The 25,021-nt window shown below is 73.6% G+C and carries 26 protein-coding genes and 3 pseudogenes; 11 read left to right on the forward strand and 18 right to left on the reverse strand.

Going from position 1 to position 25,021, the window contains the following annotated elements:
• From KME79_RS42520 to KME79_RS42545, 6 genes and pseudogenes are all read right to left on the reverse strand, one after another.
• Window positions 1-273, reverse strand: a pseudogene (locus KME79_RS42520) (OsmC family protein); the annotation flags it as partial.
• Window positions 270-1,637 (reverse strand): sensor histidine kinase, encoded by a 1,368-nt coding sequence (locus tag KME79_RS46745; protein WP_219551916.1) that lies wholly within the window; start codon window positions 1,635-1,637, stop codon window positions 270-272. The gene KME79_RS46745 and the pseudogene KME79_RS42520, both read right to left, overlap by 4 nt.
• Window positions 1,627-2,319 (reverse strand): response regulator transcription factor, encoded by a 693-nt coding sequence (locus tag KME79_RS42530; RefSeq protein ID WP_219551918.1) that lies wholly within the window; start codon window positions 2,317-2,319, stop codon window positions 1,627-1,629. Before KME79_RS42530 ends, KME79_RS46745 begins: the two co-directional genes overlap by 11 nt.
• 199 nt (window positions 2,320-2,518) lie before the next feature.
• Window positions 2,519-3,151, reverse strand: a complete 633-nt coding sequence (locus KME79_RS42535; RefSeq protein WP_219551920.1) for a DUF2202 domain-containing protein — start codon at window positions 3,149-3,151, stop codon at window positions 2,519-2,521.
• A gap of 116 nt (window positions 3,152-3,267) precedes the next feature.
• The gene (locus KME79_RS42540; protein ID WP_219551922.1) at window positions 3,268-3,945 is read right to left on the reverse strand and encodes a response regulator; all 678 of its coding nucleotides are present in this window, start codon (window positions 3,943-3,945) and stop codon (window positions 3,268-3,270) included.
• Between the two features lie 34 nt (window positions 3,946-3,979).
• Window positions 3,980-4,861 (reverse strand): sensor histidine kinase, encoded by an 882-nt coding sequence (locus tag KME79_RS42545; RefSeq protein ID WP_246641343.1) that lies wholly within the window; start codon window positions 4,859-4,861, stop codon window positions 3,980-3,982.
• 59 nt (window positions 4,862-4,920) lie between these two features.
• On the opposite strand from KME79_RS42545, the gene KME79_RS45980 reads away from it, so the two are divergent.
• A complete protein-coding gene (locus KME79_RS45980; protein ID WP_246641344.1) occupies window positions 4,921-5,064 on the forward strand; it encodes a hypothetical protein in 144 nt (47 codons plus the stop codon).
• Here the strand turns inward: KME79_RS45980 and KME79_RS47615 are convergent.
• The 6 genes and pseudogenes from KME79_RS47615 to KME79_RS42575 form a co-directional block, all read right to left on the reverse strand.
• Window positions 5,004-5,354: pseudogene (locus KME79_RS47615) on the reverse strand (DUF4118 domain-containing protein); the annotation flags it as partial. The gene KME79_RS45980 and the pseudogene KME79_RS47615 overlap by 61 nt on opposite strands.
• Window positions 5,355-5,364: 10 nt before the next feature.
• A complete protein-coding gene (locus KME79_RS42555; RefSeq protein WP_308249249.1) occupies window positions 5,365-7,344 on the reverse strand; it encodes an APC family permease in 1,980 nt (659 codons plus the stop codon).
• A gap of 74 nt (window positions 7,345-7,418) precedes the next feature.
• A complete protein-coding gene (locus KME79_RS42560; RefSeq protein WP_219551930.1) occupies window positions 7,419-8,111 on the reverse strand; it encodes a hypothetical protein in 693 nt (230 codons plus the stop codon).
• Complete coding sequence (locus KME79_RS42565) at window positions 8,105-8,368, reverse strand: hypothetical protein (RefSeq protein WP_219551932.1); 264 nt, start codon at window positions 8,366-8,368, stop codon at window positions 8,105-8,107. Before KME79_RS42565 ends, KME79_RS42560 begins: the two co-directional genes overlap by 7 nt.
• On the reverse strand, window positions 8,365-9,936 hold the full coding sequence (locus tag KME79_RS42570) for an ABC transporter permease (RefSeq protein WP_219551934.1): 1,572 nt from the start codon (window positions 9,934-9,936) through the stop codon (window positions 8,365-8,367). Before KME79_RS42570 ends, KME79_RS42565 begins: the two co-directional genes overlap by 4 nt.
• Window positions 9,933-10,865: an ABC transporter ATP-binding protein gene (locus KME79_RS42575; RefSeq protein WP_219551936.1), complete on the reverse strand. Its 933-nt coding sequence runs from the start codon at window positions 10,863-10,865 to the stop codon at window positions 9,933-9,935. The genes KME79_RS42570 and KME79_RS42575 overlap by 4 nt, the downstream gene beginning before the upstream one ends.
• A 402-nt stretch (window positions 10,866-11,267) precedes the next feature.
• On the opposite strand from KME79_RS42575, the gene KME79_RS42580 reads away from it, so the two are divergent.
• From KME79_RS42580 to KME79_RS42590, 3 genes are all read left to right on the forward strand, one after another.
• On the forward strand, window positions 11,268-11,525 hold the full coding sequence (locus tag KME79_RS42580) for a hypothetical protein (protein ID WP_219551938.1): 258 nt from the start codon (window positions 11,268-11,270) through the stop codon (window positions 11,523-11,525).
• A gap of 15 nt (window positions 11,526-11,540) precedes the next feature.
• Complete coding sequence (locus tag KME79_RS45985; RefSeq protein WP_219551940.1) at window positions 11,541-11,864, forward strand: hypothetical protein; 324 nt, start codon at window positions 11,541-11,543, stop codon at window positions 11,862-11,864.
• A gap of 159 nt (window positions 11,865-12,023) precedes the next feature.
• Complete coding sequence (locus tag KME79_RS42590) at window positions 12,024-12,518, forward strand: flavodoxin domain-containing protein (RefSeq protein ID WP_219551942.1); 495 nt, start codon at window positions 12,024-12,026, stop codon at window positions 12,516-12,518.
• 428 nt (window positions 12,519-12,946) lie between these two features.
• On the opposite strand, the pseudogene KME79_RS47620 reads toward KME79_RS42590, so the two are convergent.
• Both KME79_RS47620 and KME79_RS45990 read right to left on the reverse strand, forming a co-directional pair.
• Window positions 12,947-13,276 (reverse strand): annotated as a pseudogene (locus KME79_RS47620) (acyl-CoA dehydrogenase family protein); the annotation flags it as partial.
• The gene (locus KME79_RS45990; RefSeq protein WP_246641345.1) at window positions 13,180-13,431 is read right to left on the reverse strand and encodes an acyl-CoA dehydrogenase family protein; all 252 of its coding nucleotides are present in this window, start codon (window positions 13,429-13,431) and stop codon (window positions 13,180-13,182) included. The pseudogene KME79_RS47620 and the gene KME79_RS45990, both read right to left, overlap by 97 nt.
• Before the next feature lie 25 nt (window positions 13,432-13,456).
• On the opposite strand from KME79_RS45990, the gene KME79_RS42600 reads away from it, so the two are divergent.
• The 6 genes from KME79_RS42600 (at window position 13,457) to KME79_RS42625 (ending at window position 20,483) form a co-directional block, all read left to right on the forward strand.
• Window positions 13,457-16,048 carry a bifunctional acetate--CoA ligase family protein/GNAT family N-acetyltransferase gene (locus KME79_RS42600; RefSeq protein WP_219551944.1) on the forward strand — a complete coding sequence of 864 codons (2,592 nt, stop codon included), beginning with the start codon at window positions 13,457-13,459 and terminating at the stop codon, window positions 16,046-16,048.
• Between the two features lie 103 nt (window positions 16,049-16,151).
• Window positions 16,152-17,222 carry a 4Fe-4S dicluster domain-containing protein gene (locus KME79_RS42605; protein WP_219551946.1) on the forward strand — a complete coding sequence of 357 codons (1,071 nt, stop codon included), beginning with the start codon at window positions 16,152-16,154 and terminating at the stop codon, window positions 17,220-17,222.
• The gene (locus KME79_RS42610; protein ID WP_219551948.1) at window positions 17,219-18,022 is read left to right on the forward strand and encodes an FAD/NAD(P)-binding protein; all 804 of its coding nucleotides are present in this window, start codon (window positions 17,219-17,221) and stop codon (window positions 18,020-18,022) included. The genes KME79_RS42605 and KME79_RS42610 overlap by 4 nt, the downstream gene beginning before the upstream one ends.
• A complete protein-coding gene (locus tag KME79_RS42615; RefSeq protein WP_219551950.1) occupies window positions 18,019-18,768 on the forward strand; it encodes an NADH-quinone oxidoreductase subunit B family protein in 750 nt (249 codons plus the stop codon). Before KME79_RS42610 ends, KME79_RS42615 begins: the two co-directional genes overlap by 4 nt.
• Before the next feature lie 10 nt (window positions 18,769-18,778).
• A complete protein-coding gene (locus KME79_RS42620) occupies window positions 18,779-20,047 on the forward strand; it encodes a Ni/Fe hydrogenase subunit alpha (RefSeq protein ID WP_308249250.1) in 1,269 nt (422 codons plus the stop codon).
• Window positions 20,040-20,483: a hydrogenase maturation protease gene (locus tag KME79_RS42625; RefSeq protein WP_219551954.1), complete on the forward strand. Its 444-nt coding sequence runs from the start codon at window positions 20,040-20,042 to the stop codon at window positions 20,481-20,483. Before KME79_RS42620 ends, KME79_RS42625 begins: the two co-directional genes overlap by 8 nt.
• A gap of 15 nt (window positions 20,484-20,498) precedes the next feature.
• On the opposite strand, the gene hypE is transcribed toward KME79_RS42625, so the two are convergent.
• Genes hypE through KME79_RS42640 form a run of 3 tightly spaced genes read right to left on the reverse strand, consistent with a single transcriptional unit; the run spans window position 20,499 to window position 22,913 of the window.
• Window positions 20,499-21,551: a hydrogenase expression/formation protein HypE gene (gene hypE / locus KME79_RS42630; RefSeq protein WP_246641346.1), complete on the reverse strand. Its 1,053-nt coding sequence runs from the start codon at window positions 21,549-21,551 to the stop codon at window positions 20,499-20,501.
• A complete protein-coding gene (hypD, locus tag KME79_RS42635) occupies window positions 21,548-22,639 on the reverse strand; it encodes a hydrogenase formation protein HypD (RefSeq protein ID WP_219551956.1) in 1,092 nt (363 codons plus the stop codon). The genes hypE and hypD overlap by 4 nt, the downstream gene beginning before the upstream one ends.
• A complete protein-coding gene (locus tag KME79_RS42640) occupies window positions 22,623-22,913 on the reverse strand; it encodes a HypC/HybG/HupF family hydrogenase formation chaperone (RefSeq protein WP_246641347.1) in 291 nt (96 codons plus the stop codon). Before KME79_RS42640 ends, hypD begins: the two co-directional genes overlap by 17 nt.
• A gap of 191 nt (window positions 22,914-23,104) precedes the next feature.
• Between KME79_RS42640 and KME79_RS42645 the strand changes: the two genes are divergently transcribed.
• Window positions 23,105-24,499: a DUF4389 domain-containing protein gene (locus tag KME79_RS42645; protein WP_219551958.1), complete on the forward strand. Its 1,395-nt coding sequence runs from the start codon at window positions 23,105-23,107 to the stop codon at window positions 24,497-24,499.
• 112 nt (window positions 24,500-24,611) lie between these two features.
• On the opposite strand, the gene KME79_RS42650 is transcribed toward KME79_RS42645, so the two are convergent.
• Window positions 24,612-24,770, reverse strand: coding sequence for a hypothetical protein (locus KME79_RS42650; protein WP_219551960.1), 159 nt, complete (start codon window positions 24,768-24,770; stop codon window positions 24,612-24,614).
• Between the last annotated feature and the right edge of the window lie 251 nt (window positions 24,771-25,021).

Consider the following 25,021-nt stretch of genomic DNA (forward strand, 5'->3'; position numbering starts at 1 on the left):
CCCCCCGCGGGCGTGGGTGACCTCGATGCCCGCCGGCGCCCCGCCGTCGACGGCGGCGGCCTGGGCCAGCAGGGCCGCGGCGAGCCGGCGGCTCTCGGCCGGGGTGAGGCTGAGCCAGGCCTCGTCGCGGTCGTAGGAGCGCAGGCCGACGTCGAGCGTCACCCGGCCTGGCGGGTGCCCGTCGCCGGTGAAGGGCAGCCGGCCGATGACGATCTCGCGTCCGCACTGCGTCGTCATGCGCTGGTGGGTGGCCTGATCGCGGGTGGTGGTCATGGTGATCTCCTCAAGGGCAGGTGGATGGTGAAGGCACTGCCATGGCCCGGCTGCGAGCGGGCGGTGACGGTGCCGTGGTGCGCCGTGACCAGCTCGCGGACCACGGCGAGCCCGATGCCGGATCCGGCCACCGCGCCGCTGGATCGGCCCCGCCAGAGCCGGTCGAAGACGTGCGGCAGGTCCTTCGCAGGAATGCCGGGGCCGGTGTCGGCCACCTCGGCGATGGCCTGGCCGCCGGTGGCGCGGACGGTGACCGTGACGGTGTCGTGCGGAGCGCAGTAGCGGGCGGCGTTGTCGAGCAGGTTGCCGATGGCCTGGTGCAGGCGGTCGGGGTCGGCGTGGACGACGACGGCCTCGGCCAGGTCGGCCCGCACCTCGAGGCCGGCGGCGTGCAGGCGGGGCTCGGCGGCGTGGAGTACCCGGCGGGTGAGCTCGGCCAGGTCGGTCTCGCGCGGGCGCAGGGACAGCGCGGCCGACTCGGCGGCCGACAGCTCGGCCAGGTCGCCGACGATGCGGCCGAGCCGCAGCGCCTGGTCGTGCAGCACGGCCAGGCGGGCCGGATCCGGCTCGGCCAGGCCGTCACGCAGTTCCTCCAGTCCCGCCTGCAGCGCGGTGAGCGGGGTGCGCAGCTCGTGGGCGACGTCTGCGGCCAGGTGGCGACGCGCTCGGTCGGACCGTGTCACCTCATCGGCCATGTCGTCGAAGGCGCGGGCCAGCTCGCCGAGTTCTCCGGGAGCCCGCAGCCCGGCCCGGGTCTCGCGGTGCCCGGTGGCGAACGCGCGGGCGGCACGGGTGACCGTCCTGATCGGGCGGCTCAGACGGTGGGTCACCAGCAATCCGGCACCGAGCGCGAGCGCCAGCGCCAGCAGGGCGGCCGCGGCGATCCACCCCCAGGCGACGTCCCGGGCGGCGGAGCCGGCCGGTGTGCCGAACCGCAGGTGCGCGGTGCCGACGGTCGTTCCCGCCACGATGATCGGCGCGGTGGTGATGCCCTGCCCCGCGGCCGCGCCGGACCCCATGCCGTGCCGGGGTGTGGATCCGCCGGGCGAGAGCACCATCCGGCCTTTGGCGTCCAGGATCGACAGCCGGGCTCCGGCGCCCGCCGACAGCGAGCGGGCCGCGGCCAGGTCGGCCCCGGCCCACGTGCCTGCTCGCGCGTAGGCGGTCGCGGCCGACTGCGCCACGCGGGTGGCCGCCTGCTCGCGGTCCGCGCGGCGGGCCGTGTCCAGCCCGGCCCCGGTTCCCATCAGCGAGGCCAGCGTGAGCGCCGCCACCGACAGCAGGGCGACCAGTGCGAACGCCGCCAGCAGGCGCCGTCCGAGTGGCCCGAGCAGGCCCGCGCCTGGGCCGCGGTCAGGGATCACGGTTCAGCCCCAGCCGGTATCCGACGCCCACCACGGTCTGGACGACCTCGGAGCCCGTGGCGCCGAGCTTGTGGCGCAGGTTCTTGACGTGGGAGTCGATGGTGCGCTCGTAGCCGGCGAACTCGTACCCGCGCACCCGGTTCACCAGCTCGTAGCGTGAGTAGACGCGTCCGGGGACCGCGGCCAGTGCCACCAGCACCCCCCACTCGGTGGGTGTGAGGTCCAGCCGCTGGCCGTCCAGGACGACCTCGTGGCGGGCTTCGTCGATGCGCAGGTGCCCGCCGCCGAAGGTGACGGTGCCGCCGGCCGCGTTCCGGCCGCGAGCGCGTTGCAGGATCGCCTGCACCCGCAGGGTCACCTCCATCGGGCTGAACGGTTTGGTCACGTAGTCATCGGCGCCGAGCCGCAACCCGTGGAGGCGGTCCTCCAGGGCGTCACGGGCGGTGAGCACGAGCACCGCGGTCGCGCCGCGGGCGCGGGCCGCGCGCAGGACCTCGGTTCCGTCGAGGTCGGGCAGGCCCAGGTCGAGCACCATCAGATCGACGCCGCCCGCTTGCAGCAGCCGCAGCGCCTCGGCGCCGGAGCCGGTCGTCAGCACGCCGTGGCCGGCGCGTTCGAGGTAGCGGCGCAGCAGGTCGCGGATCGCTTTCTCGTCCTCCACGACGAGCACCGTTCCTGCCATACCCCCATGTGTAGGCGAGCTCGGAGCGCCGAGGCAGAGCCGAAAGTCCCGCCCTGCCGTACCGCAAGTCACCGGCGCCTTGTGCGCGGTGCAGTCTGGGGAGCAGACGTCGCGCCGGCCAAGGACCGTCGTCGGATCCTGCGTATTCGCCTCCGTCGCACCCCCAGGGGGGCGGCCAGGCCGGGACACGCTGTGCTGGTCAGCCGGTCCACCGTCCGAAGGCCGCCAGGTGCATCTGCTCGGCCCGCAGCAGACTGCCGTACAGCTGCCGCACGTCCGGGGCGGTCAGGCCGGGCAGTGCCTGGCTCAGCGCGTCGATGCGCGCCTGCTCAGCCCGCCGGCCTGCCGTCAGCGCGGCCTGCGCGCTGTTCTTGCCCTCGGCCAGCAGCCGGTCGTAGGCGGCCCGCACCGGCGCCGAGGCGAAGTCCCCTGCCGCCTTGCCTTCGGTCGGGTCGCTCACGCCGTAGCGGGCCAGCACCGTGCGCACCGCCGTCAGGTGCCGCGCCTCGGCCGCCGCGATCCGATCGAAGATGCGCAGGCCGTACCGGTCGGCGAAGGCAGCGTACAGATCGCGGGCCAGCTTCTCCTGCTCGGCCGCCGCGGCGAGCGTGCTCTTCTGCTCGGCGGTGAGGGTGCCCTGCGGGATGCTCCGGTCGAAGACCATGCAGTACCCGTCCGGGTGACCCCGTCCGCTGTGCTGTCCCTGCCCCTGCGGCCAGACACCGCCGCCCGGCCCGCCCGGACCGGCAGCCAGCACCGGCGTCGCGACCAGCGCGCCCGCGGTGACGGCTCCGGCCGCGATGGCCGAAGCGAACTTCCTGGTGCGCTTCATGACCCCTCCCGGGTCCGTCGTCTTCTCTTGTGTCCTGCACCTTCACTGTGCGGCGGGCGGGTGCAGGGGCTGTGGCGGGCCGGTGGAGAAGACGTGGAGAGACGGCCGGCGCACTGTCAGGGTTCGAAGCGGTAGCCCAGGCCGGGTTCGGTGATCAGGTGGCGGGGACGCGCGGGGTCCGGTTCGAGTTCGCGACGTAGCTGGGCGAGGTAGACGCGCAGGTAGTTCGTCTCGGTCCGGTAGGACGGCCCCCAGACTTCCTGCAGGAGCCGCCGCTGATCGACGAGTTTGCCGGCGTTACGGACCAAGATCTCCAGAATGTGCCATTCCGTGGGCGTCAGCCGGATGTCCCGGCCGGCGGCGGAGGTGACCTTCTTGGCGGCCAGGTCGACGGTGAAGGCGTCGGTGCGGATGGTGGGGTCGCCGATGGCGGGGGTGGCGTGGCGCAGGGCAGCGCGGACGCGGGCCAGCAGTTCGTCCATGCCGAAGGGTTTGGTGACGTAGTCGTCGGCGCCGGCGTCCAGGGCGGTGACCTTGTCGGCCTGCTGGTCGCGGGCCGACAGCACCACGATCGGGGCCGTGCACCAGCCGCGTAGCCCGCCTACGACCTCGAGGCCGTCCATGTCGGGCAGGCCGAGATCGAGGATGACCAGGTCGGGCGGATGTTTGGCGGCGGCGGCCAGCGCGGCGGCGGCGGTGGCGGCGGTGTCGACCTGGTAGTGGCGGGCTCGCAGGTTGACGCTGAGGGCCCGCAGCAGGTGCCGGTCGTCTTCGACCAGGAGGATGCGGCTCATGGGCGCGGCGCGATGGGCAGGGTCAGGGTCATGGTCAGCCCTCCGCCGGGCGTGGCGGACGGGCGCAGGGTGCCGCCATGGCGTGGGTGAAGCCGCGGGCGATGGCCAGGCCGAGCCCGTTTCCCTGGGGTGAGCGGTCGTCCAGGCGCTGGAACGGCTGGAACATCTCCTCCCAGCGGTTACGCGGGACGCCGGGGCCGTGATCGGCCACCTGTAGGGTCACCGTCGCGGTGCCGGCGTGGGCGCGCACCTCTATCGGCCGGCCGGGCGGGCAGTAGCGGCGGGCGTTGTCGAGCAGGTTGGCGATCACGCGTTCGCACAGGCCGGCGTCGGCCAGCACGTCGGGCAGCCCTTCGGGCACGTCGGACCGTATGTCGGCGGCGTGCTGGTGGATCAGGGCTCTGGCCACGATTTCCTCCAGCGCGACCGGGTGCGGGGTGACGCTGAGCACGCCGGTCTGCAGCCGGCTCATGTCCAGCAGGTTGGCGATGAGCTCGCCCAGCCGGTCGGCCGATTCCTCGATGGTGGCCAGCAGTTCCTGCCGGTCGAGTTCGGCGGAGTCCACATCCGCCTGGCGCAGGCTGGAGACGGCGGCCTTGATCCCGGCCAGCGGGGTGCGCAGGTCATGGCCGACGGCTGCCAGCAGGGCGGAGCGGACCCGGTCGATCTCCGACAGTTGGCGTGCGTGCGCCGCGTGGGCGGCCAGCCGCCGGCCTTCCACCGCGCGTCCGGCGGCCTGGGCCAGGGCGGTCAGTACCCGGCGGTCCTCGGCGAAGGGTTGCGGGCCTTGTCCGACGAATCTCAGGCCCGGCCCCGCCGCCATGTCGATCACGTTGTGCCCGCCGGATGGGTCGCCGACGCGTGCCAGTTCGTGCTCGTTGTCGCCCCGCTGCTCCAGCAGCGCCACCGAGTTCATCCCGAAGGAACACCCCCTCCAGCGAGGCGTGGGCGACCGGCTCGGCGGCGAGCCGGGACATGATCTCGGCCTCGATGCGGCTGCGCACCGCGGCCACCCGGCGGCGGGCCGCCACGTCGACGGTGATGCTGACGGTGATGGCGACCGCCAGGAACACCAGCAGGGCGATGACGCTGTCGCGGCCTGCCACGTGGAAGGCGTGAAAGGGGTGGGTGAAGAAGTAGTTGGCGCTGCAGAACGAGGCCAGCACAGCCAGCAGGGCGGGCCACACGCCGCCGACCACGGCCACCACGACCACGGCCAGCAGATAGAGCAGGAGCACGCTTTCCAGCGCCAGCACCTCGCGCAGCCCGACCAGGACCGCGCTCACCACCGGCAGTCCGGCGCCGGCCAGCGCGAACGCCGCCCGGCGGCGGCCGCGGCTCAGCCCGCCGCTGGGCAGCGGCAGCCGCCGCGGTTGGGTGCTGGCGGCCGATCGCCTGGCAGAGCCCATGAGGCAACTGTCACACACCGGCGGTGCCGTGCTGTTCGACGGCCTGCTGTTCGTCGGGCCGGCGGGCGAGGGCGGCCTCGGCCGAGCCGAGCTGCCAGGGCACGCTGGTGACCATGACGCCGGGCCGGAACAGCAGCCGGGCCTTGAGCCGCAGCGCGCTCTGGTTGTGCAGCAGATGCTCCCACCAGCGGCCCACCACGTACTCGGGGATGAAGACCGCCACCACGTCGCGGGGGCTCCTGCGGCGCAGCTGCGTGACGTACCCGAGGACCGGGCCGGTGATCTCGCGGTAGGGCGAGTCCAGCACGGTCAGCGGCACCGGCATGCCGCGCTCGGTCCACTCGCGTTCCAGGTCCTGCGTCTCCTGCGGGGAGGTCTGCACCGTCACCGCGGTCAGCGTGTCGGGCCGGGTGGCCCGGGCGAAGGCGAGCGCCCGCAGCGTGGGCGTGTGCAGCCTGGACACCAGGACCACCGCGTGCACCCGGCTGGGCAGGGTGATCCCCGCCGGGCTCGGCCGCAGCTCGGCGGCCACCGCGTCGTAGTGCCGCCGGATCGCCCTCATCAGCATGAACACCAGCGGCATGGCGATCACCACGATCCAGGCGCCGTGGGTGAACTTGGTGACCAGCACCACCATCAGCACCAGGCCGGTCAATGTCGCGCCGACCGCGTTGATCAGGCGGGCCCGGCGGATCCGTGCCCGAGCCGGCGTGTCCGCCGTGCGCAGGATCACGCTCCAGTGCTTGACCATGCCCGCCTGGGACAGGGTGAAGGAGATGAACACCCCGATGATGTACAGCTGGATCAGCCGGGTGGTGCTGGCGTCGAAGGCCCAGATCAGCGCCCCGGCCAGCAGCGCCAGCACCACGATGCCGTTGCTGAAGACCAGCCGGTCCCCGCGGCGGCCGAGCTGCCGCGGCAAGAAGCCGTCCCGGCCCAGGATCGAGGCCAGGATCGGAAAGCCGTTGAAGGCGGTGTTGGCCGCCAGGATCAAGATCGCGGCGGTGCAGGCGGCCAGCAGATAGAACAGCACCGAGCCGTCCCCGAACACCGCAGCGCCCACCTGGGCGATGACGGTCTTGGCCACATAGCCCGCGGGCGCCCCGATCAGGTGGTCCGGGGAGTCCGCCACGCATACCCCGGCCACCAGCGCCAGTGCGGTGATGCCGGCGAACATGGCCACGGTGATGGCGCCCAAGATGGCCAGCGTCGCGGCGGCGTTGCGGCTCTTGGGCCGGGTGAAGCTCGGCACTCCGTTGCTGATCGCCTCCACCCCGGTCAGGGCGGTGCAGCCCTGGGAGAAGGCGCGCAGCACCAGGCCCACAGCCAGCAGCCCGGTGGCGGAGGCGGCCGGTTCGATGCCGAAGCCGGCCGACTCGGCCACCGGCGCCTGGCCTGCGGCGGCCCGCACCCCACCCCAGACGATCATGGTGAACACCACGGTGATGAAGCCATAGGTGGGGATGGCGAACACCGTCCCCGACTCCCTGACCCCGCGCAGGTTCATCAACGTCAGCACCGACACCATCGCCAGTGCCAGCGGCACCGCCTGCGCCTCCAGCTCGGGGAAGGCCGAGACGATGTTGGCCACGCCCGCGGCCACCGACACCGCCACCGTCAGCACGTAGTCCACCAGCAGCGCGCTGGCCGCCACCAGCGAGGCGTTCTGCCCCAGGTTCTCCCGGCTGACCGCATAGGCGCCGCCCCCGTTCGGGTAGGCGTGGCAGGTCTGCCGGTAGGAGGCGACCACGACCACCAGCAGCACGATCACCGCCAGCGCCACCCAGGGGGTGAGCGTGAACATCGCCAGCCCGCCCAGGCTCAGCCCGAGCAGGATCTCCTCGGTGGCATAGGCGTTGGATGACAGCGGGTCGCTGCAGAACACCGGCAGCGCCAGCCTCTTGGGCAGTAATGTCTCGCCCAGCTGAGAACTTCGCAGCGGACGGCCCACGACAAGCCGCTTGGGCACGTCCAGAAGGAATTGCTTCACAAAGACCATCGAAGATCTGCCCACGGCCCGAGCAGGACGTTCTTGACGCTTCCCTAGCGCCAGCGGTCCCGGTCTTAACGCGTTCCTGACACCTGCGTCGGGGTGGGAGGAACGGCCCGTCCGGGGCGTGCCAGCAGGCCCACCAGGGCCGCGCCCGTCAGCGCCGCCACGGTGAAGGCCATGACCGAGCCGCCGAGCACCCCGATCGCGATGACCAGGAAGACCGGTTGTCCTTCTTGCCACAGCGGGCTGGTCACCAGAGCGAACGCAGCCAGGGCGGCCAGCCAGGAGCCTGCTGTCGCCGGCACCCACCACCAGGCCCGGCGCGCGTGCTGCCGCAGCAGCCGCCATTGCAGCAGCCCCATCGCGGCCAGCAGGGTCATTGCCAGGAGCGCGAGCACGGCGGGCGGCCATCGCAGGAGGCTCTCACCGAGCATGATCGGCAGCGCTCCGACGGTCCACGCGATGGCGGCGCCGCCCGCCGTGGCGCGCACCCAGTCGCGGGTGGCGATCGTGGGAAGCGCCGTACGCAGCGCGTACGCCTGGGCGAGACCGAGGATGGCGCCCTCGGCGATCCCCGCCAGGAGGATCACCGCCAGCTGGGCGAGCGGCCCGGCACCGAGCGCCAGGGCCGCCACCACCGCCGGCACCGAGAATCCGGCGATCTCCCCCAGTGTGACGGCCCGTGTCCAGCGCCACCACAAACCCGCGCGCCTCACGGGGGGCGCCTGCTCCTGCGCCTGCGGGGTCAGGCGAATGGTCACCACGGGGACCGCTGCCTCGCGCACCGTGGCGTGTCCATCCCGTACCGCTCCTGCCAGGATGAGCCGTACCGGCGCGCCTCCTCGCAGATTGCGCCACCACCGCCGGTGCGGGGCGCTGACGACGGTGAGCGTCGTGCCCTGCCGCTCGTACCGGACGGGCAGCTGGACGGCGGCGCCGCTGCGGCGGCCGTGACGGTCAGCAGGGCGACCAGCGGGTTGACCAGGCGGGTCTGCAGCCGGTCCGGCGTCCTGCTGGTCATGACAGCCTCCCTCGTTTCGGACCGGAAGCGCGCACCAGGGCCAGGGCCGCTGTCGCGCCCAGCGTCCACAGCGTCACCACGGCCAGGTCCGCCCACGGCCACGGCCGTCCCGCCAGCGTGTCGAGCACGGCGTGCGACAGGTGCTTGAGCGGGAAGGCGTCGCCGACGGCGGTCAGCACGGCGGGCAGTTCGCCGCCGATGACGAAGACGTCGGAGACGAAGGCCAGGGGCAGGAACGTGCCGAGAGTGACGGCGTTGACGGTCTGCTGCTTGCCCGCCAGCGCCACCACCAAAGCGCCGAGCGCGGTGAAGCAGGCCGTGCCGAGGACGATCGCGGCGAGCATCCCGGCCACGGCGCCGGGGGTGACCGTCACGCCGTAGCCGAACGCCGCCAGCAGCGTCAGCAGGACGGTGGTGGCGGCGGTGACCAGCAGCGCGGTGGCGAGGTTGCCGGCGTGGTAGGCCCACAGCGGCAGCGGGGTGCCGGCCAGCCGCTTGAGCACGCCGCGCTCGCGGTCGCCGGCGATCGTCTCGGGGATGTTGACGTAGGAGGCCACACCGATCGTGTACGTGATCATCGCGGCGAGCATGAACACCGGCAGCGCCACCCCGGACACCCGGGACCCGGCGAAGATCAGCGAGGTGAGCGCGAGGAGGAGCAGCGGCAGGATCACGGTGAAGAACGCCGTGGACAGGTCGCGGCGCAACCGGACGAGCGCGTGCCCGACCTGGCCGGCCACCAGCCGACGGGGCGTGGGCCGCCCGCCCAGCATGACGCGCTGCTCGCCCGCCTTGCGCAGAGTCTGTGCGCGGGCCTGGGGCCGCTCCCAGCGAAAGCGCCACAATGCCAGCGCCGCGCCGCCGATCCCCCAGGCCACCAGGACGGCCAGATGGTCGAGGTGGAAGCCGGGCCCGGTGAGGAAGGGGTTCATGGCGTCGCGTACGGCGTGCGCGAAGTGCCGCAAGGGAAAGGCCCAGCCGACGGCGTCCAGCCAGGCGGGCAGCCGGGCGCCGATGAGGATGACGTCGGAGATGAACGCCAGCGCCAGCAGGAGACCGGTGCCCAGCAGTTGCACCGCGGCCGCGTTGCGCACCAGCGCCACCACCGCGAAGCCGAGCGCGGTGAAGCAGGCCGCCCCGATCAGCAAGGTGAGCAGCAGCGCGGGCAGCGTGCGCCAGACCATCTGGGTGCCGTAGAAGAGCGCGCCCACCGTCAGCAGCACGGCCACCGTCGTCGCCGCGACCGCCAGCGACGCCCCGGCCAGCCCCGCGAGCACCGCCGAGGCGGGCACCGGCGTGCCGTGCAACCGCTTCAGCCAGCCGCGGTCGCGCAGGTCCGCCAGGCGGATGGCGAGGGTGCCGAAGCAGCCCTGGGCGATGCCGAACACGGCCATGACGGGGATGACGAACTGCATGACGCGCACGCCCGTGCCCGGCTGGACGACCTGGTTGCCCACCGCGGCGCCGATGATCACCGCCATCAGCAGCGGCATGGCGACGGTGAAGAAGGCCGCCATGGGGGTGCGGACGAAGGAGAGGGTCTCGTGCCGGACCAGCCGCCCGATCATGACGCCGCCTCCCGGTCGGCCCTCTGCTGGGGGGCCGTCTCGCCGACCAGGTCGAGGTAGACGTCCTCCAGCGACGGGCGGGCCAGGGACAGCGAGGTCAGCTCGATGCCGCGCTGCAGCGCCCAGCCGGTCAGCGCGTGCAAGTCGCGCAAGGGCTGCGCGGTCTGCACCGACACGTCCGTGCCGCGCAACTCGAGGCGGCCGGTGACAGGCGGCAGGTCCGCGGCGGTCGTGCCGGCAGGCAGCCGGAAGGACAGCACGCTGCCGTGCTCGGCGGCGATGAGCGTGCCGGGCGCGCCGCAGGCGACCACCCGGCCTTCGCGCAGCACCGCCACCCGGTCGGCGAGGTGCTGGGCCTCGTCCATGTAGTGGGTGGTGAGCAGGATGGTCGTGCCCGAGGAGCGCAGCCCGTCGATCAGCTGCCACGCGTGGTGGCGGGCCGAGGGGTCGAATCCGGTGGTCGGCTCGTCCAGGAACAGCAGCTCCGGCCGGCCGACCAGCCCGAGCGCCAGGTCCAGGCGGCGGCGCTGCCCGCCGGACAGCGTGCGCACGCGGGCGTCGCGTTTGTCCTTGAGCCCGACCTGTTCGACCACCTCGTCCGGATGGCGGGGATTCGGATAGAAGCCCGCGTACAGCCGCACCAGTTCGAAGACGGAGAACTCCTCCTCGAACCCGGCTTCCTGCAGCACGATCCCGATGTGCTCGCGGTAGGCCCGGCCGCCGGTGGCCGGGTCGAAGCCCAGCACCGACACCTCGCCGGCGTCCCGGCTCCGGTGCCCTTCCAGGATCTCCACCGTGGTGGTCTTGCCTGCGCCGTTCGGCCCGAGCAGTGCGAACACCTCTCCCCGGGCGACGGTGAAGCTCACCCCGTCGACGGCCTGCACGGCGCCGTACCGCTTGCGTAATCCTTCGACGATCACTGCGGACATGTCGGGCTCCCTCCAGGCTGCCCTCGGTCATCCGACGGGCCATGGAACACGCATGTGGCGGCACGGCAGGACGGCACGGCCGATCCTGCCGAGAGCATGGATCCCATCCTCATGCCCTCATCGTTCGCCGCCGCCGATCGGCGGGGCAGAGGCCACGGTCCCGTCCTGGACGGACCTTCGGCCCTGCGAAGCGCAGAACCGGCCCCCTGCCCGGCGTCGCCGGGCGGGAGGCCGCCTGGGGATGGGGATTCCTCCTGCACCCCGCAAAGGGTGCCTGTTGTCAGGATCGCGGACCCGGCGGCGCGCGTGCAGAGGCGATGGTCCTCACCCGCCGGGACCTTCACCGGCGGCCTGGCAACCATCGGCACTGGCCGGCGGCGGCAGGGGGGGCGAGATGGAGGGATGAGGACATCCGTGTTCGGCGCCGGTTCCTGGGGCACCACGGTGGCCGCCCTGGTGTGCAAGCGGCATGACACGCTGGTGTGGTCGCGTGATCCCGGCGTCGCCGAAGGACTCAACGCCACCCATCGCAACCAGGTGTACCTGCCCGGCTTCGACCTGCCCGAGACGCTCAGGGGGTCGGACGACCCCGGGGCCGCCGCCAGGGCGCAGGTTCTGATCGTGGGGGTGCCGTCGCACGCCTTCCGCCAGGTGCTGTAAGCGGCGCGCGACCATGTGCCGCCCTGGATCCCGGTCGTCAGCCTGGCCAAGGAGATCCTGGCGGGCAAGGCCGCCGCCACGGTGCTCGCCACGGGCGACGAGACGGTCGCCACCTTGCTGCAGCAGGTTCTGCGGCGCGGGCTGCTGCGCGTCTACGTCAACGACGATGTGATCGGGTGCGAGCTCGGCGGCGCGCTGAAGAACGTCGTGGCGATCGCGGCGGGCATGGCTGAAGGGCTGGGTGTCGGGGACAACAGCAGAGCGGCGGTCATCACCCGCGGAGCTGCCGATCTGCCGCACCATCCACCGGGTGCTGACCGGCGCGATCACCGCGCGTGAGGCCTATGCCGGCCTGCGCCACTCCCCTGCCGGCGCGGAGTCCGGCCCCTGGTGAAGCGGCGGTGACGATGTCCCCGCGAGCCGCGACCTTCGGCCCTGCCCCGGCTCCTTCTCTGCGGCGCACCATGCGGGCAGCGTCACGCGTGAAGGAGGGACGCCATGAGCACGCCGAAGATCCTGGTGGCCTACGGCAGCAGGAACGGCTCGACCGCGGGCATCGCCGAGATGATCGCGGCCGCGTTCGAGAAGCGAGGGCTGGAGGCCGAGGTCCGGCCGGCCGGCCAGGTGCGCGACGCCGGCGCCTACCGGGCGGTGGTGCTCGGCGGCGCGCTGTACAACGCCCGCTGGCATCCGGCGGCGCGCGCGTTCGCCCGCAGGCACGCCGGGAAGCTGGCCGGCACGCCCGTCTGGCTGTTCAGCAGCGGGCCGCTGGACGACTCCGCCGACACCAAGGAGATCCCTGCGGTGCGGCACGCGGCCGACGCCATGCGCAAGCTCGCCGCCCGCGAGCATGTCACCTTCGGCGGCTGCCTGACCTCTGAGGCCAAGGGCTTCATCGCCCGGTCCATCGTGCGCAACGGGCGCGGCGGCGACTTCCGCAACCCCGAACGCGTCGAGGTGTGGGCCGCGAAGATCGCCGGTGAGCTCGCCTGACCGGGCGGGTCTGGCGCGAGGACGAGACAGCCAGGTGTGGGCGCGGGCCGGGGCGGCGGGCCGCCGCCGAGCGGGTGTCTTTGCACAGCCCCCGTGCCCGGCACCTTCAGGGCGCTCTCCTTCGCCGACCACAGGAGGTTGGCGCGCAGCGAGTCGGCGCCGGCGGGCTCGCGTTCGGCGACCACGAGGTAGTCGGCGACGAAGCCGGCTCTGCGCGGCTCCACCAGTTCCAGGTCGTAGCCGACGGCGCCAGGCTGCAGGCCGAGCAGGCACACCGCCCACCCACCCGGCCGGTCAGGGACAGGCCCACGGGCAGCGGCTCGCCCGCCCGGTTGGTGCGCCTCGAAGGTGTGCGGGGGCAGCCGTGTTCGACGGCCGGATGCCGTGCTTGTCCTGCGGCGGCACGGTGGAGAACTCCTCGCGCCGCGCTCCACCACGAACCAGGCCGGTCCTGCGGGGGCGAGCGCCAGCACGGTCCAGGCATCGGCGATGGAGGCGTTGCTGATCCACTGCTTGCGGCCGTTGATCCGGTAGCCGCCCCCGACCGGGGTGGCGGTGGTCCGTAACGCGCCGAGGCCGCTGCCCGCCACGGGCTCGGTGGCCCCGTAGGCGAACAGGATGCCTTCCTTGGCGGTCCGGCCCAGCCGGCGTTTTCTTCTGCTCAGCCGTACCGCCGAAGCCGATCGGGTCGCTGTCGAGGAAGGTCGCGAACACCGATGTGGCCGGCCCCTGGTCGAGGGCGGGCCAGGCGCTCGCAGATGCGGTGGGAGTCGAACGCGCCGCCTCCCATGCCGTCGTAGTCCTCCGGCACGAAGGCGAGCTGCACGCCGAGGTCGTCGCCGCACGTTCGCCGGATGGTCTCCTCAGGGCAGCGGTCGTATGCGCTGCCCGGCAGCCTCGCAAAGAGGAGCACCCTTGTCAGGGACGGGAGACGCGCCATGTCTGACGGTTACGACGTCCTGCTGCGTGACGGCGGCATCGCCCACGTGCGCCCGCTGCGTCCCGGCGACCGCACCGCCCTGCACGAGCTGGTGGAGCACTCGTCGGAACGCTCGGCGTACCTGCGCTTCTTCACCGGAGGTCGCGGCACCGCCCACGCCTACATGGACCGCGTCACCTCCGGCGCCTACCGCGGGCACGCGCTGGTGGCCACGGTGCGCGGCCGGCTGGTCGCGGTCGCCGAGTACATCCCCGTCGGCGACGGCAGCGCCGACCTGGCCATTCTCATCGACGACGCCGTGCACGGCCACGGGCTCGGCACGCTGCTGCTCGAACACGCCGCCCTGGACGCGGCCGAGCATGGGACGCGCACGCTGGTGGCCGACGTGCTGGCCGAGAACCGGCCGATGCTCCGGGTGCTGCGCGACCTCGGCCTGGACACGTCGCGACGCGCCGAGGCCGGGATGACGCACATCGACATCACCGCCCGGCCCACGGCCCGGCTGCGGGCGGGCATCGAGGCCCGCGATCACGAGGCGGCGCGGGCGTCGCTGGCGCGGGTGCTGTCCCCCCGCTCGGTGGCGGTGATCGGCGCGAGCCGCAACGAGCGCGCGGTCGGGCACCGGGTGCTGCGCAACCTGATCGACGGCGGCTTCCCCGGGCCCGTCCACCCCGTCAACCCGGAGGCGGCCGAGGTGGCCGGGCTGGCCTGCCACGCCACGGTGCCCGACGGGGTGGACCTGGCGGTGGTGGCCGTGCCCGCCCGCCAGGTGCTGGAGGTCGCCGGGGACTGCGCGCGGGCCGGGGTCGCCGGACTGGTGGTGCTGACCTCCGGGTTCGCCGAGGCCGGGCAGCGCGAGGCGGAAGCCGAACTGCTGCGCCTGTGCCGCTCGGCCGGCATGCGGCTGGTCGGCCCGAACTGCCTGGGCGTGGTCAACACCGGGGCGCGGCTCAACGCCAGTTTCCTGCCGCACCGCCCGGTGCGGGGCCGGGTGGCGCTGATGTCGCAGTCCGGCGCGGTGGGCGCGGCGCTGCTGGAGCGCCTGGAGGTGTCCTCATTCGTCTCGGTCGGCGACAAGGCCGACGTGAGCGGCAACGACCTGCTCGAATACTGGGAGGACGACCCCGGCACCGACGTGATCGCCCTGTATCTGGAGTCGTTCGGCAACCCGCGCAAGTTCGCCCGCATCGCCCGCCGAGTGGCCGCGCGCAAGCCGATACTGCTGGTCAAGAGCGGCCGCAGTCACGCCGGAGGCCGCGCGGTGCGCTCGCACACGGCCGCCGCGGCCACGCCCGACGTCGCGGTGGACGCGCTGACCCGCGCCGCCGGGGTGATCCGGCTCGACAGCGTGCGCGACCTGATCGACACCGCCAAGCTGCTGGCCGCCCAGCCGCTGCCCCGGGGGCGGCGGGTCGCCGTCGTGGGCAACTCGGGCGGGCCGCAGGCGATGGCCGCCGACGCCTGCGAAGGCCACGGGCTGAGCGTGCCCGAGCTGCCGCCCGGCCTGATCGAGGCTCGCGCCGCCGCCGCGGTGGGCAACCCGGTGGATCTCACCGCCGACGCCACGGCCGCCGAGATCGGCGCCGCCGTGGCGGCGCTGACCGCCTCGCCCGAGGTGGACGTGGTCCTGATCGTGTACACGCCGCCGTTCGGCTCCGGCCTGGAGGAGACCTGCCGGGCCATCGCCGAAGCGACCAAGAACGCCGGCAAGACCGTGCTGGCCTGCGTGGCCGGCCGGGACACGCTCATCGACGGCCGGGTCCCCGCCTACGCCTTCCCCGAGCAGGCCATCGCCGCCCTGGCCCGCGCGGTGCGCTACGCCGAATGGCGGCAAGACCTCACCGAGCCCGCCGACGTGCCCGTACAGGTGGACGATCGGGGCGCGCGCGCGATCGTCGAGGCGGAGCTGGCCGCGTCCCCCGAGGGCCGCTGGCTCTCCCCTGCGACCGCCCCGCGGCTGCTGCGCTGCTACGGGGTGACGCTGGTGGAATCGGTGCAGGTGGACGGCCCGGACACGGCGGCCGCCGCGGCCCGGCGGCTGGGACTGCCGGTCGCGCTCAAGGCCGTCGGCCCCGTGCACAAGAGCGACGTCGGCGGCGTCCGGCTCGACCTGCGTACCGAGGATGAGGTACGCCGGGCCTACCGCGAGATGGCGGCCCGCCTCGGCGCGGAGATGACCGGCGCGATCGTCCAGCCCATGCTGGCGGGCGGCGTCGAGATGATCGTCGGCGGGGTCAACTATCCGGCGTTCGGCCCCCTGGTCATGGCCGGGATGGGCGGGAAGATGGCCGACCTGCTCGCCGACCGCGCCTTCCGCGTCCCGCCCGTCACCGACGCGGAGCGGATGCTCGGCGAGCTGCGCTGCGCGCCGCTGCTGCACGGCTACCGCGGTATGCCGGCTGTCGACGTCGAAGCCTTGACCGGCCAGATCAGGCGCGTCGGCCGGCTGCTCGACGACCTGCCCCAGGTGGCCGAGCTCGACCTCAACCCGGTGATCGCCAGCCCGGACGGGGCCGTCACGGTGGACGCCCGCATCAGGGTCTCGCTGTGCGAGCCGCCGCCCTCGCCGCTCCTGCGCCGCCTGCGCTGACCAACGCCCACCCGTTCGGGACCTTCGGCTCTGCAAGGCCGCCCTTCGCGCGAGGTGTGATGAAGGCGACCGGCTGATCGGCCCGCATGGAGCGGAGCATGACATGGAGCCCATCGTCCTGGACACGCTGGATCCGCTGATCGAGGCGTTGCGCGAGCGTGGATACGCCGTCGTGGGCCCTGTCGTCCGCGACGGCGTCATCCGTTTCGCCGAACTCGGCTCGGCCGCCGACCTGCCCACCGGCTGGGGCGATGAGCAGGCGCCCGGCGCCTACCGGCTGCGTGCGCGGGGCGAGCTCGTCTTCGGGTTCGCCGCGAGCCCGGACGCGGTCAAACGGTTCACCCATCCGCCCCGGACCAGCTTGTTCCGGATGCGGGACGGCGTGCCCGAACGTGCCCCGGTCGAGGCGCCGAAGGTGGCGATCCTGGGAGTTCGGGCCTGCGATCTGGCCGCGCTGGCCGTACAGGATCGCGTGCTGCTGGGCGGCCGGTACCCGGACGAGGCCTACCGAAAGCGCCGCGCCGCCCTGTTCCTGATCGCCGTCACCTGCGCGGTGCCGGGCGGCACCTGCTTTTGCGCCTCCATGGGCGCAGGCCCGCGCGCCGTCTCCGGCTTCGAGGTGGCGTTGACCGAGCTGAGCGGCCCGCACCGGTTCCTGGCCGAGAGCGGCGGCGAGCGCGGCGCGGCGCTGCTGGCCGCGCTGCCGTCGCAGCCCGCCGCTGCCGCCGATCTGGAGGCCGCCCGCGCGGTCGCCGAGGCCGCGGCCGGCCGGATGGGCCGCCGGGTCGATCTCGACGGCGTCAGGGAGCGCCTGGTGCAGCAGCGCGAGTCCCCGATCTGGAACGACATCGCCACCCGCTGCCTGACCTGCGCCAACTGCACGATGGTGTGCCCGACCTGCTTCTGCGTCACCGTCGAGGACGGCACCGATCTGGCCGACGGCACGGCCGAGCGCACCGAACGCTGGGACTCCTGCTTCACCCTGGACTTCACCGAGCTGGGCGGCGCTCCGGTGCGAGCGTCGGGGGCCGCCCGCTACCGTCAGTGGCTCAGCCACAAGTTCTCCACCTGGGTCGACCAGTTCGGCGCCTACGGCTGCGTCGGCTGCGGCCGGTGCATCACCTGGTGCCCGGCCGGCATCGACATCACCGAGGAACTGGAGCGGCTGCGATGATCCCCGCCCCGTACCGCGTCCGCTCGCGCCGCCCCGACCGCGCCGACACCGTCACGCTCGTCCTGGAGCCGGTCGACGGCGCCTGCCCGCCGTTCCTGCCCGGCCAGTTCACCATGCTGTACGCGCCCGGGGTGGGCGAGATCCCGGTCTCCATCAGCGGGCGCGCCCGCGCCGGCGGCTACGTGCAGACCATCCGGGCCGTGGGCGCCGTCAGCCGCGCCCTGTGCCACACGCCGCGCGGTTCGCTCGTCGGGGTACGCGGCCCCTTCGGCACCCACTTCGATCTTGCCCGGGCGGCCGGTCTGGACGTGGTGGTCGCGGCCGGCGGGCTCGGCCTGGCCCCGCTGCGGCCGGTGATCCGCGAGCTGGCGGCACACCGCGCCCGCTACGGCCGGATCAGCCTGATCGTCGGCGCCCGCACCCCGGACGCCTTGATCTATCCGCGTGAGCTGGCCCGCTGGGGCCGCCGCTTCGACGTGCGGGTCACCGTCGACCGTCCCGACCGGGCCTGGCAGGGCCCGACCGGCCTGATCACCGGGCTGGTCGGCCGGATCGGCGTCGAGCCGGGCCGCACCTGCGCGTTCGTGTGCGGCCCCGAGATCATGATGCGCGCCACCGCCGAGGAGCTGCTGCGCCGCGGCATACCGGCCGATCGGATCGTGCTGTCGCTGGAACGCAACATGAAGTGCGGCATCGGCCGCTGCGGCCACTGCCAGCTCGGCCCCCTGTTCACCTGCCTGGACGGGCCCGTGCTCGGCTACGACAAGGTGGCCGGCCTGCTGGAGGTGGAACAGCTGTGAAGAAGCTCGCCGTCTTCAAACTCGCCTCGTGCGACGGCTGCCAGCTCACGCTGCTCGACTGCGAGGACGAGCTGCTGTCGGTCGCGGCCAACGTCGAGATCGCCTACTTCCTCGAAGCCTCCAGCGCCCGCGGCGAAGGCCCCTACGACCTGTCCCTGGTGGAAGGGTCGATCACCACGCCGGAAGACCTGGAGCGGATCCGGCGCATCCGCCGCCTCTCCCGGCACCTGGTGACGATCGGCGCGTGCGCCACCGCGGGCGGCGTGCAGGCGTTGCGGAACCTGGCCGATGTCGGCGAGTTCGCCTCGATCGTCTACGCCCGCCCCGGCTACATCCAGACGCTCGACCGCTCCACGCCCGTCTCGGCGCACGTGAGCGTCGACTTCGAGCTGCGTGGCTGCCCGATCGACCGGCGGCAGCTGCTGGAGGTCATCGCCGCCCTGCTGGCGGGGCGACGTCCCGTGGTGCCCACCCACAGCGTCTGCATCGAGTGCAAGGCCCGCGGCAACCCCTGCGTGCTCATCGCCCATGGCACCCCGTGCCTGGGCCCGGTCACCCAGGCCGGCTGCGGCGCGCTGTGCCCGGCGTTCAACCGCGGCTGCTTCGGCTGCTTCGGCCCCATGCAGAGCCCGAACGCCGCCGCGCTCAACGCCCGCCTGCGCGCCGCCGGCATGGACGACGAGGAACTGGCGCGCGTCTACCGCACCTTCAACGTCACCTCCTTCGGAGGCAGCTGTGACGCATAAGACGATTCGCGTGGGCGCGCTGACCCGGGTGGAGGGCGAGGGAGCGCTGCTCGTCCGCGCCCGCGACGGCCGCCTCACCGACCTGCAGCTGCGCATCTACGAGCCGCCGCGCTTCTTCGAGGCGCTGCTGCGCGGCCGCGCCTTCACCGAACCGCCCGACATCACCGCCCGCGTCTGCGGCATCTGCCCGGTCGCCTACCAGATGAGCGCCTGCCAGGCGCTGGAGTCCGCCTGCGGCGTCACCGTCGGCGGCGCACTGCGGGACCTGCGGCTGCTGCTCTACTACGGCGAGTGGATCGAGTCCCACGCCCTGCACATCTACCTGCTGCACGCCCCCGACTTCCTCGGCTACCCCAGCGGCGTCGCCATGGCCGCCGACCACCGCCGGCTGGTCGAGCGCGGCCTGGCATTGAAGAAGGCGGGCAACGAGCTGGTCGCCGCCGTCGGCGGACGCGCCATCCACCCGGTCAACGTCAAGGTCGGCGGCTTTCACCGGCTGCCCTCGCGGGCCGAGCTGGCGCCCGTCGCCGAGCGGCTGCTCCAGGCGCTCGGCGACGCGCTGGCCACGGTCGAGTGGGTCAGCGGCTTCGGCTTCCCCGACGTCGAGCACGACTACCGTTTCCTGGCGCTGCGCCACCCCACCGAGTACGCCATCTTGTCCGGCGACGTCGCCGTCAGCGACGGCACCACCTTCCCGGTCGCCGACTGGCCGCGTCACGTCGTCGAAGAGCAGGTGCCGCACTCGACCGCGCTGCACGCCCGCCTTGATGGCCGCACCGGCTACCTGACCGGCCCGCTGGCCCGCTACGCGCTCAACGCGCCGCTGCTGTCGCCGCTGGCGCTGCGCGCCGCCGCCGACGCCGGGCTCGGCCGGGTGTGCCGCAACCCCTTCCGCAGCATCGTGGTGCGCGCCGTCGAGATCGTGCACGCCTGCGAGGAAGCGCTGGCCGTCATCGACCGGTACGTTCCCCCGGCCCGGCCGGCCGTCCCGGTCGCCGCCCGGCCCGGCGTCGGCCACGGCGCCTCGGAAGCCCCCCGGGGCACCCTCTACCACCGCTACCGCATCGACGACGGCGGCAAGATCGCCGCGGCCGACATCGTCCCGCCGACCGCGCAGAACCAGGCCCGCATCGAAGCCGACCTGCGCGCGCTCGTCGCGCCCCGGCTCGACCGGCCCGCCGCGGAGCTGGCCGGGCTGTGCGAACGCGCCATCCGCAACCACGACCCGTGCATCTCCTGCTCGGCCCACTTCCTCGACCTGCGGATCGATCATGGCTAGGACGGTCGTCATCGGCGTCGGCAACGACTACCGGGGCGACGACGGGGCCGGGCCGGCGGTGGTGCGGCTGCTGCGCGGCCTCGGCGTGAGCGCCGTCGGCAACGGCGGCGACCCGGCCGAGCTCATCGAGGCCTGGACCGGCGCCGCCGTGGCGGTGGTGATCGACGCCGCCCGGTCCGGGGATCGGCCCGGTACGGTGCGGCGGCACGCCGGCCTGCGGGGCCTGCCGGAGCGGACGGCCAGCACCCACGCGCTCAGCCTCGCCGACGCCGTCGCCCTGGGCCGCGCCCTGGGCCGGCTGCCCGGCGAGCTCGTCGTCTACACGGTCGAGGGCGAAGGCTTCGCCCTGGGCGCCGGCCTGTCGCCGCCGGTGCTGGCGTCGGTGCCACGGGTGGCCGAAGCCGTCCTGGGCGAGTGCGCGGGCCTGAGGGCGTGATCGTGATGCGGCGGCTCAGCAGATGCGCGGCAGCTGCTCGCCGACGAGCATGTCCACCACTCGGGTGGATCCGACCAGCGTGCGCATGACGACGCGCCCCGGATGGCCGGCGACCACGGTGCCGATCCGGGTGGCTTGCGCGCCCTCGTCCAGGCCGCGCATCACCGCCAGCACCTCCTCGGCCCGGTCCGGCGCGACGAAAGCCACCAGGCAGCCCTCGTTGGCCACGTGCAAGGGGTCCAGGCCGAGCAGGTCGCAGGCGGCGGCCACCTGGGCGGGCACCGGGACGGCGTCCTCCTCCACGACCACCCCCACCGCCGAGGCGGCGGCCAGCTCGTTGAGCGCGCTGGCCAGGCCTCCCCTGGTGGGATCGCGCAGCACGTGCACGGCCGGCCCGGCCGCCGCGATCATCGCGGCCACCAGGCGGTGCAGCGGCCGGCAGTCGGAGACCAGCTCGCTGTCGAAGCCGAGCCCCTCGCGGGTGCCGAGGATGGTCACCCCGTGCAGCCCGATCGGCCCGGACAGCAGCACGACGTCGCCGGGACGGCCACGGGTGGCCGACGGCTCGGCGCCGGGCAGGCTTACGCCGATCCCGGTGGTGGTCACATACAGGCCGTCCGCCGCGCCCCGGCCCACGACCTTGGTGTCGCCGGTCACCACGGGCACCCCGCACGCGCGGGCGGCCCGCGCGATGGAGGAGGTGACGCGGCGCAGCTCGTCCAGGGGCAGGCTCTCCTCCACGATGAAGGCGACGCTGAGCGCCAGCGGGGCCGCGCCGCGCATGGCCAGGTCGTTGACCGTGCCGTGCACGGCCAGCGAGCCGATGTCGCCGCCGGGGAAGAAGCGCGGGGTGACCACGAAGGCGTCGGTGGACATCACCACCTGCGGCGTCCCGGTGGTGACGAGCGCGGCGTCCTCCACGGTCGGCGCGCCCATCCGCGGGCCGAGCTCGGCCAGCAGCTCGGCCATGAGCTGCCCGCCGGAGCCGTGCCCGAGCAGCACCCGTTCGGTCTCGGCGAGCGGCAGGGGGCAGGTGGCGGCGACGGGGTCGGGCGAGACGGCCATCATGATCTCTCCTGTCCGGCGGGGCGGCCGGCGTTGTAGAAGGCGGCGCATGTGCCCTCGGCCGAGACCATGGGCGCGCCGAGCGGTCTGCGCGGGGTGCACAGGCTCCGGTAGGCGGGGCACTCGGGCGGGGTTTTCGTGCCGCGCAGGATCTGCCCCGCGATGCAGCCGGGATGCTCCCGCGCGCCCGTCCCGGCCACGCCGAAGCGCAGGCCGGCGTCGTAGGCGGCGAACTCGGGCGCCAGCACCAGGCCGCTGGCGGGGATCGGCCCGATGCCGCGCCACACCTGGTCGGACACCCTGAAGACGCGCCGGACGGCCGCCTGGGCGGGGAGGTTACCGGTGCGGCGCACGGCCCGCGCGTACTGGTTCTCCACCGTGTGCCGTCCCTCCTCCAGCTGGCACACCGCCATGAGGATGCCCTCCAGCAGGTCCAGTGGCTCGAATCCGGTGACCACGATCGGCACCCGGTAGCGGGCGGCCAGCGGCTCGTACTCGCGCCAGCCCATCACCGCGCACACGTGCCCGGCGGCCAGGAACGCGTCCACGGACGCCGACTCCATGATCGCGACCATGGCCGGGGGAACCAGGACGTGGCTGACCAGGATGCTGTAGTTGGGCACGTGCTGTGCGGCCGCCTTGAGCACGCTCATGGCGTTGGCCGGTGCGGTGGTCTCGAAGCCGACCGCGAAGAACACCACCTGACGGCCAGGGTTCGCCACGGCCAGGCGGACCGCGTCCAGCGGCGAGTAGACGACGCGGACGTCGGCTCCCCTGGCTTTGGCCGACAGCAGGTCGGTGGTGGAGCCGGGCACGCGCAGCATGTCGCCGAAGGAGGTGAAGATGACCTCGGACCGGGCGGCGATGGCCAGCGCGCGGTCGATCGTCTCCAGCGGGGTCACGCACACCGGGCAGCCGGGGCCGTGGATCATCCGGACCGGGAGCAGCTCGTCGATGCCCTGGCGCACGATGGTGTGCGTCTGCCCGCCGCACACCTCCATGATCGACCAGGGGCGGGTGGCGGCGGCGCGGATCCGGCCGATCAGGCGGCGGGCGAGCACGGGGTCGCGGTACTCATCGAGATACCTCATCGAGCCCTCCCGGGATCGCCCGCAGCACCTCCAGGGTGCGCCGGGCCTCCTCCTCGTCCACCAGCGAGATCGCGAACCCGACGTGGACGATCACGTAGTCGCCGGGTCTGGCCTCGGGCACGTAGGACAGGCAGACCTCGCGGCGCAGCCCGTCGAAGTCGGCCACCCCCATGTCCCGGTCGCGGAGCACGATCCGGCCGGGCACGCCTAGACACATGGCGGCCTCCCGCCGGCGCCGCGCGCCTGCTGCTCCGCGCCGGAGGTCTGGATCCATCGAGTCATGTCCACGCACACCTCCACGAAGAGGGCTGCCGCGTCCATGATGGGCGCCGCCGCTGCGGCTGCGGCAGCGGCCAACGTCCCGGGCCGCCAGGGCTTAGGTCCCGCGCAGCAGGCCCCCGTCGGCGCCCGGGTGGGGACCTTCGCCCGCAGGCAGCCGCCGTGCGAGGTGGTGCGCTGGAAGGTATGAGTACCTATCCCGTACGGGTGGAGGCCCGGCTCGAGGAGCCGCTGAACCGGGGCCTGTGGATCGTCAAGTGGTTACTGGCGATCCCCCACTACATCGTGCTCGGCTTCTTGTGGATCGCCTTCGGCGTCCTGACCGTCATCGCGTTCTTCGCGATCCTGTTCACCGGCTGCTACCCGCGCACCCTGTTCGACTTCAACGTCGGCGTGCTGCGCTGGACGTGGCGGGTGGCGTACTACTCCTACGGCGCGCTGGGCACCGACCGGTATCCGCCCTTCACCCTGGGGCCCGCCCCCGGCTACCCGGCGACGCTGGACGTCGACTATCCCGAGCGGCTCTCGCGCGGGCTGGTGCTGGTCAAATGGTGGCTGCTGGCCATCCCGCACTATTTGGTCGTGGGCCTGTTCACCAGCGGCAGCCTCATCTCCTGGCGTGACGACCTGCCTGATGGCGGTGGCGTGCTGTACACCCTGGACTGGGGCGGTCTGATCGGCCTGCTGGTCCTGATCGCCGCGCTCGCGCTGCTGTTCACCGGCCGCTACCCGCACGGCGTGCACGACCTGGTGGTCGGCATGAACCGGTGGGCGTTGCGGGTGGCCGCCTACGCCACGCTCATGACCGACGCCTACCCGCCGTTCCGGCTGGAGCAGGGCGGCCACGAGCTGCCGCGGCTGCAAGCGCCGCCCGCCCCCGCCCGTCCTGCGGCCCGCTACGGCGCCGCGTGCGTCGTGGCGCTCGTCTCGGGAGCCCTGCTGGCTTTCGGCGGGATCGCCGCCGCGGCCGCCGGCACCGGGACGGCCCTGCTCGGCCAGAGCCGCGACGCCGAAGGGTTCATCGGCGCCGGCGCGCAGCGGATCACCGCCTCCACCTACGCGCTCACCGGTGAGGAGGTGTCGATAGCCGGGCAGGGGGTGTCCATCCTGCGGCAGAGCGTGGGCCGGGTCCGGATCGAGGCGTCCGGCAGTTCCACGCCGGTCTTCCTCGGCATCGCCCGCCAGGGCGATGTCACCGCCTATCTGCGCGGGGTCGCCCACGAACGGGTCAGGCACCTGACCTTCCCGGCCGACTCCGCCGGCCGTGAGGTGTATCCGGGCGCGGCGCCCCGGGCGCCGTCGGCGCAGACCTTCTGGGCGGCCTCCGGCGTGGCAGCCCTGACCTGGGACGTCCAGCCCGGACAGTGGAGCGTCGTGGTGATGAACGCCGACGGCACGCCGGGCGTGAGCGCCGACCTGCGGGTGTCTGCGACGCTTCCCGGTCTGGCCGCGGCGACCACCGGGCTGTTGGTCGCCGCGTCGTTCCTGCTGCTCGGCGGTGGCGCGCTCGTCCTGCTGGGCGTCCGCCTGGCGGCCACGTCGGTGCCGGAGCCCGCGCCGACTGTCGCGGCGGAGCGCTGACCGGCCGTCTCGCTCGCGGCCGGCGGGGGCACCGGCCGCGGCGGGGCCTTGCCGCTGCTGCCGCACCGGCCGCTACGGCAAGCGCCTGGGCGGCGAGGGTTGGATCCTCGGGTCACCGCATCGTGGCGGCCAGGCCGGGTGCGTGCCGGTGCCGTTCGGCGGCGCCTTCGGCCGCCTGCTGCCCCGTGGCCTCACCGACGAGGCGGCGCTCATGCTCGCGGGCGGTCGGCTCGACCCGGCCTCCTTGCTCACCGAGTGTTTCGCCCCGCACGGCATGGAGGACGGCATGAGGACGGCATGGAGGCCGTCTGCCGGACGGTCGCCGGGCAGGCAGGGCGGAGCGGCTCGTGCCTCGGCACGCCCCGGACATGTTTCGCGCCCGCCTCCGCTGGGTGGAGGCGGGCGCGAGGGCGCCGGTGCTAGCGGAGCCAGGGGGTGCGCTGGAGGAGGGGCAGGTTGCCGAGCCCTAAGGTGCGCCCGGCACCGGCCAGGGCCAGGCCGATGAGCACGATCGCGTAGATG

Origin of the sequence: Nonomuraea harbinensis (assembly GCF_019396385.1) — a bacterium.
GTDB classification, from domain to species: Bacteria; Actinomycetota; Actinomycetes; order Streptosporangiales; family Streptosporangiaceae; genus Nonomuraea; species Nonomuraea ferruginea.